The organism is Lyngbya sp. CCY1209 (assembly GCF_055795065.1).
The window spans coordinates 1-438 of the sequence record NZ_JAYFER010000619.1; the positions used below are offsets into that span (position 1 = coordinate 1).

Sequence of the window (438 nt, forward strand, 5' to 3'; positions counted from 1 at the left end):
GGCGTAGAAATTGATTCTTCTTCGATTACTCGCCCCGATGGTTCTGTCATATTGGGTGAAACTTCGACTGACTCGACGGACGATGCCACCACCGATAATTCGACGGACGATTACGACGATGATTACGACGATGATTACGACGATGATTACGACGATGATATCGATGATGATTCCGATGACGATAATGATTCTATCGATGATGTGATGGATGATATCGATGATGATTACGATGACGATATCGATGATGATTACGATGACGATATCGATGATGATTACGACGACGATGATTCTATCGATGATGTGATGGATGATATCGATGATGATTACGATGACGATACGGACAATGATCCGACGGTTCCCTCAACAGAAATTCAAGCGGGAACAACAGTAACAGGAGTGGTAGCGAGTTTAGCTGATGAGGGCGATGATTTTATATTG

Annotated in this window: 1 protein-coding gene; it reads left to right on the plus strand. The window is 43.2% G+C overall.

Going from position 1 to position 438, the window contains the following annotated elements; translation table 11 throughout:
• On the plus strand, window positions 1-438 hold a 438-nt coding region (locus tag AC0QHF_RS23505; RefSeq protein WP_324706690.1), incomplete at both ends, for a hypothetical protein.